Origin of the sequence: Chroococcidiopsis cubana SAG 39.79 (assembly GCF_003991895.1) — a bacterium.
Classification (GTDB): domain Bacteria; phylum Cyanobacteriota; class Cyanobacteriia; order Cyanobacteriales; family Chroococcidiopsidaceae; genus Chroococcidiopsis; species Chroococcidiopsis thermalis.
Window position 1 is genome coordinate 44653 of sequence record NZ_RSCK01000048.1, and the last position, 6153, is coordinate 50805.

A 6153-nucleotide genomic window follows, 5' to 3' on the forward strand; every position below is an offset into this window, starting at 1 on the left:
GCGATCGCCCAGGGCTATCAAACAATCACCTGCGACTATCAAAGCGTTAGCTTAGAGTTATATTCTTCTTACCCCTGACTCCTAAACCCTATTGACTATATTTACCATGTCATCTACAGCTTTAAAATACGCATATTACCCTGGTTGTGTCGCTCAAGGTGCTTGTCGGGAATTGCACCTATCAACTCAAGCGCTAACTCAAGCTTTAGGAATTGAACTAATAGAGCTAAAAAAAGCCGCTTGCTGCGGTTCTGGTACGTTTAAAGAAGATTCGCAATTGCTAGAAGATACTGTTAATGCCAGGAATATTGCTTTAGCAGAAGAATTAAACTTACCTCTTTTAACTCATTGCAGCACTTGTCAGGGTGTCATCGCTCACGTTGACGATCGCCTTAAAGAATCTCAACAAAGCGATCCAGCTTATCTAGATAAAGTTAACGGTTTTCTCCAAAAAGAAGGCTGTTCCCCCTATCGTGGCAGTACGGAAGTCAAGCATTTACTTTACGCGCTGGTGACGGATTATGGTTACAAGGCAATTCAGCAAAAAGTCACCAAGTCTTTGAGCGGTTTAAAGTGTGCGGCTTTCTATGGTTGTTACCTACTGCGCGCTCGTAAAACTATGCCCTACGACGATCCATTTAATCCTCAAGCAATGGAAAATATGTTTGAAGCAGTGGGAGCAACACCAGTCTATTATCGCGGACGCACGCAATGTTGCGGTTGGCCTCTTTCCAGTTATGCCACCGAACAATCATTTAAAATGGCAGGAATGCACATTCAAGATGCGATCGCCTCTGGTGCAGATTGTATGGTGACACCTTGTCCTTTGTGTCATTTAAATCTCGATTCTCGTCAACCAGAAGTTGAGAAAGTTATCGGGAGAAAACTTGGTTTACCAGTCTTACATTTTCCCCAATTAATTGCTTTGGCGTTAGGAGTTGCACCGAAACAATTAGGATTAGAACGACATATTGTTTCTACCCGTCCGGTGTTGGAAAAATTGGGATTGTGATTTTTGGATAAAAGAGGGCGGGTTTGTGAAGATCCTGACGTGAAAGAGGGCGGATTTGTGAAGCTCTTCATTTTTATCAAAGCTCGTCAATAAACCCGCCCCTACAGCATTACGGACAAAATTATGTATTTTGACTTTTAAATTTCAACTTTTAACTTTTTACAAATGGTAACTGATTTTTATAAATATCATGCTTTAGGTAACGATTATATTGTTATCCTGATGTCGATCTCATGGCAAAATCGAGTGTAGAAGGTTGCGTTTTCACTCGTAAAGATGGCAACTTTTACAGTTAAGGATTGTAGACAACTACCAACTACCAACTATCAATTACCACATTTGAAGCCTTTAACTCCAGCGCAACTAGAAACTTGGGTAATGCAAGCACGCAGGCATACTCAAGAAGGAAAACTACCTAACTACATTCCTCTCTTAGCCCAAGCTAATCCAAATTGGTTAGCAGTGCAAATTCAAACTGTGACAGAACAAAGCTATAACGCAGGCGATACTCATTGTACTTTTCCGTTAATGAGTGTTGTCAAGCCCTTTATTTTGCTATTTTTGTTACAGCAATTAGGTGCAAAAGTAGTCTTCTCTCATGTAGGAATGAAACCATCCGATCTGCCTTTTAATTCTCTAACTCAACTGATAGCAGATGAAGGTTTTCCTCGCAATACAATGATCAATAGTGGCGCGATCGCACTTTGTTCTATCCTCCCAGGTATCAATGCATTTTCTCGCTGTGAAAATCTCCGTTTGTGGCTGAATCAAACCGCAGGTTGTCAGCTAACTCTAGATAACCAAATGCTTGATTCCGTGCGTTCTTTACCCAACGATCGCAACCTTGCGATAACTCGACTATTAACTAAAGCTGGCAATATTCACTCGCCAGAAACTACTCTAGATGCATACAATCATGTTTGCTGTTTAGCTGGTACGGTAGCTGACTTAGCACGGATAGGAATGTTACTCGTACAAGCTCATGACGCGATCGCGCCCCAAAACCGTCGTATAGTAAATGCAACTATGACGACTTGTGGTTTATACCAAGCTTCAGCACGTTTTGCCTCAGAAGTAGGCTTACCGACAAAATCGGGAGTTAGTGGGGCAATTTTATCAATTGTACCGACTCAAGGTGCGATCGCGTGTTACAGTCCTGGTTTAGACGAAACAGGTAATTCCAAAGCTGGTATATTCTTAATACAGCAACTCGCTCAAAATTTGAATTTAAGTATATTTGGCTAACCTTTATTTTTTGACGATAAGTTTTACCCAAAACACTCTACCAGTTTTTGACTTCTCACTTTTGACTTTTGACTTTTTAAGATTCATTATTCAAAGTTTCAATTAACAAATCCACTTGTTGCTGTCGTTGTTGCAAAAAAGTTTCGCACTGTTTCAACTGCTCTACAGCTTGAGTAAATTGCTCGAACACCTCTTCCAATTCTAACTCGCCTGCTTCAATCCGAGAGATAAGTGACTCAACTTCTGCTACAGCTACTTCATATTTCCAAGTATCGGGTAAAGGTGAAGTGTTTGATTTAGTTTTGGAATTGGAGTTACGAGACATACCAAAAGAATTTGCGAATAAGAGAGTTTGCTAAACGAACTTTTATTTTACATATTAGTAAGCTTACTTCAATAATAGTATAGGTGGGCAATGCCACCCTACTACTTTTGAATTTTTTCGCTATTTATACCCCACAAACAAAGGCATTCTACCAGGAAAATCCTTACTCAGTAGTTGGCGCTTCACGCCGTTCCGAGTCTCTTCTACTTGAATATCATAGTTTTTGTTCTCACCATAAGCACTGACAGAATAGATTAATGACTGACTAGAGTTATTGCTAATAAATGCAGCTTCCTGCTTTTCTTGAGCAGTAAAGTCATGTACTGGATAGATTAAAGTTCCCAAAACTTCTGTTTTACCACCTTTAGTAGTATTGATTACAGAACCCTTACCCTCCGTTTTTAGTCCCAAAATCCAGAGCGTCCCGCCTTTATTTTCAATTTTAGTACGTGCTGCATCTAAAGTTTCAACATTTAACTGCCTCGCCCAAACTTGATGAGGGTAATTAATCCGTAAACTAACTCCTACATCTTCTAAAAATAGCTTGCCAGATTTGGGAAAGTCTTTGTACTCGTAGCCACCATGTTGAATAACAACAGTGCGCGGTGAAGCGTGTTCTATTGTGACTCCATAACCAAATTGTTCGATAATCAAAGGCTTGTCGCTATTTTGCTCGACGCGAAATACAATTCCACCGCCATTCACAATAGACGAAAAGCCGACAATACGTCGAACTGAAGCCGGAACCTTGAAAACTTTTTTATCATGAGAAAAGTACGTACCGAAAGGAAAATAAATAGTCGATTTACCTGAATTGAGTGCATCTTGTAAAGAATCAGTTTCTCCGTACCATTGAGGAGAAAAAGCCATCCAATTAGCTAAATTTTTATCCTCGAAAACTGGTGTTTCTTCAATTGGTAAATTGAGCGATCGCATTGGACTATCAAACAGATTATATATTTTGTCAGAGACATATTCACTTACACTTGTACCAGAAACTATAGTTTCTTTGTGATGAATTGCCGATTTATAACCGCTAGTATTGATATTTCTCGCATATAAATAACCGTTGTTTTCAATAGCACTGGCTTTTGCCGCACCACCTTGAAAATTGCCATCTATAACAATTATCATGCCCGCTGGTGCTTGATTTTGAATGACTGGTACAGAATTTTTACTCTGAAGTTTACGAATTGCTAATGTATTACCATCATTCAAAATACCTGCTACTTTTTGCTGTTGAAGTGTAATTTCCTCGAACGTAGGACCATATTCTAAGTTTTTAGTGACAATGCCGTAGTCAAATCCATTAATTTGTACGTTCTTAATTAAACAAGGTCCTGCCCATTGTCTCGACATATCTAAACCAACTTTTCCTTGTCCGTCACCAGAGCGAATTAAAACATTCCACAGAGAACCAAAATTATTAGAAATATAGTCTATCCCGATCGCGCCTGGATTATTTTTTCCCGTATCTACGGTTAAATCTGTAATATTTTGGCGGAATGACATATTACCATCTATAGTCTGTATGACTGGTTTAGGAGCATTGCGATCGCCAAAACTTTTCGTCTTGTCTTTGAGTTTAATAATACTAATTCCTGCTCCTTGTCCCTGCCAACTCATACAGCAACCCTTCCAATTTAAAGTATTGCTGATTAAATAAGTTCCAGCCGGAAAGTACAGAGCTTTTGGCTTGCCAAAATAATCTTGTTCTTCGTCGCGTTCATCATTTAGAGCTTTTTGAATTGCTGCCGTATCATCTGTAACGCCATCACCTTTTGCGCCATATTGAGTTTTAACATTAGCTGAGATAAAATCGCTCGGAAAAACTTTTTTTATCGGATTGCGATCGATTGTTTTATTAGTAAACGTAGTTGGCGTGATGGCATTACTAGATACTAAAATTGGAGGTTTACTCGAACTGGATTTTTCTGTGGGTGATGGAGAAATAGGCTTTTTTGAAGAATTGGTGTTAGTTATATTAGAGCTAGCTATATCTACCACTTGTAAAGGTGTGGGTCGTGAAAACTTTAGAGCTAATTGCGGGACTAGAAAAATTGCTGCTAATGCTACCCATACAAATAAAATGAACAACCAAATAAATCTACGTAGTTTTGCGGAAATTCTCATACAATAATTCTTCCTAAGCGAACGAAATTCGTGACGACAATAACTCAATTTATCTACACGAACTCAACATACTGTAGAAAGTTTTAACCTGTGCCAGTAGCTTTTGTCTGTAGGGCTAAGAATTTTAGATTTCAGATTGAGAATTCTCGATAATTTTAACTTTGATTTTTCCTTGACTGAGCTGAATTAATAACTCTTGTCCTGGCGCTAACTGAGCAGCCGAACGAGCGATCGCACCGTTTTCTTGCCGAACTACAGCGTAACCCCGTTTCAACACCGCATGAGGATCGAGGCTAGCAAGTTTCTGTGCTAATAAATGACAGTGTTGCCGTGCTTTTTGCGATCGCTGTTGAGTTACCTGAATTAACTGCTGCTTTTTCCAATTTAAAAACTCAATCTCGCGCTGAATTTCTCGGTCTAAACGCAAACGCCCCAACCGACTGCTGAGAGAATAGTAGCGATCGCCTGCTATATCTAATTGTTGCTGTACAACTGCCTGTAGCGTCTCTATCCTCTGCCGATGCTCGGCATACACAACCGCTAAATCTGGTACAACAAGTTCCGCTGCTGCTGTAGGCGTATGGGCGCACACGTCAGCCACCAAGTCTGTTAAAGTCTCGTCTCGCTGATGCCCAATCCCCGTAATCACGGGTATAGAACACTCAGCTACCGCTCGCACGACTCGTTCGTCGTTAAAGCAAGCCAACTCCTCCACTGCGCCCCCACCACGGGTAAGAACCAACACCTCCGCCCTTCCGTCTCGTTCCACGCGCTCGATCGCTTTGACAATAGATGCTGGTGCTGGCTCTCCTTGCACGGTAGCAGGCGAAAACAGAACAGATAAACCAGGATAGCGGCGTTTAAGCGTTTTTTGAATATCGCCCCAAGCCGCTGCTGTTGGTGAAGTGACAACGGCGATCGCCTGGGGATGAGCTGGCAGAGTTCTCTTCCATTCTAGATCGAATAAACCTTCTGCCTCCAGGCGATCGCGCAACTGCCGCAGTCTCAACGCCAGCAATCCCTCCCCCGCTGGTAAAGCCTGCCACACTGTCAGTTGATATTGTCCCCGCTGAGGATACAAACGAATACTACCCAAAACTACGATCTGCTCCCCTTGTACTGGTAGTTGAGCCAAGCGCGACAACTGGCTATTCCACACCACACACTTAATCTCAGCTTTTGTCTCTGGGTCTTGCAGCGTCAAAAACAAACCTTTAGAGTGACGGCTAAGACTCGAAACCTCCCCCACAACCCACACTTGCCGCAACACCTCATCATGTTCCAGCAATAATTGAATATACGATGTTAGACCAGCCACCGAGATGACTGCCTCTTCTAATTGAGACTCTGTATAGGACATGAGGACAAGGGGGCGAAGGGGGACAAGGGGGACAAGGGGGACAAGGGGGAACTCGCTCTTCCCCACTCCCTTCGGTCG

5 protein-coding genes are annotated in these 6153 nt (G+C 41.6%); 2 read left to right on the top strand and 3 right to left on the bottom strand.

Annotated features, from left to right (window positions below; genetic code table 11):
• Nucleotides 1-106: 106 nt before the first annotated feature.
• Both DSM107010_RS23515 and glsA read left to right on the top strand, forming a co-directional pair.
• Nucleotides 107-1012, top strand: a complete 906-nt coding sequence (locus DSM107010_RS23515; protein ID WP_106171577.1) for a CoB--CoM heterodisulfide reductase iron-sulfur subunit B family protein — start codon at nucleotides 107-109, stop codon at nucleotides 1010-1012.
• A 276-nt stretch (nucleotides 1013-1288) separates the two neighbouring features.
• Complete coding sequence (gene glsA, locus DSM107010_RS23520) at nucleotides 1289-2257, top strand: glutaminase A (RefSeq protein ID WP_241994316.1); 969 nt, start codon at nucleotides 1289-1291, stop codon at nucleotides 2255-2257.
• Between the two features lie 76 nt (nucleotides 2258-2333).
• Here the strand turns inward: glsA and xseB are convergent, their stop codons facing one another.
• From xseB to xseA, 3 genes are all read right to left on the bottom strand, one after another.
• Complete coding sequence (gene xseB / locus DSM107010_RS23525) at nucleotides 2334-2582, bottom strand: exodeoxyribonuclease VII small subunit (RefSeq protein WP_015153798.1); 249 nt, start codon at nucleotides 2580-2582, stop codon at nucleotides 2334-2336.
• A gap of 120 nt (nucleotides 2583-2702) precedes the next feature.
• Nucleotides 2703-4715 carry a glycoside hydrolase family 55 protein gene (locus DSM107010_RS23530; RefSeq protein ID WP_106169838.1) on the bottom strand — a complete coding sequence of 671 codons (2013 nt, stop codon included), beginning with the start codon at nucleotides 4713-4715 and terminating at the stop codon, nucleotides 2703-2705.
• 124 nt (nucleotides 4716-4839) lie between these two features.
• Nucleotides 4840-6075 carry an exodeoxyribonuclease VII large subunit gene (gene xseA / locus DSM107010_RS23535; protein ID WP_106169835.1) on the bottom strand — a complete coding sequence of 412 codons (1236 nt, stop codon included), beginning with the start codon at nucleotides 6073-6075 and terminating at the stop codon, nucleotides 4840-4842.
• Between the last annotated feature and the right edge of the window lie 78 nt (nucleotides 6076-6153).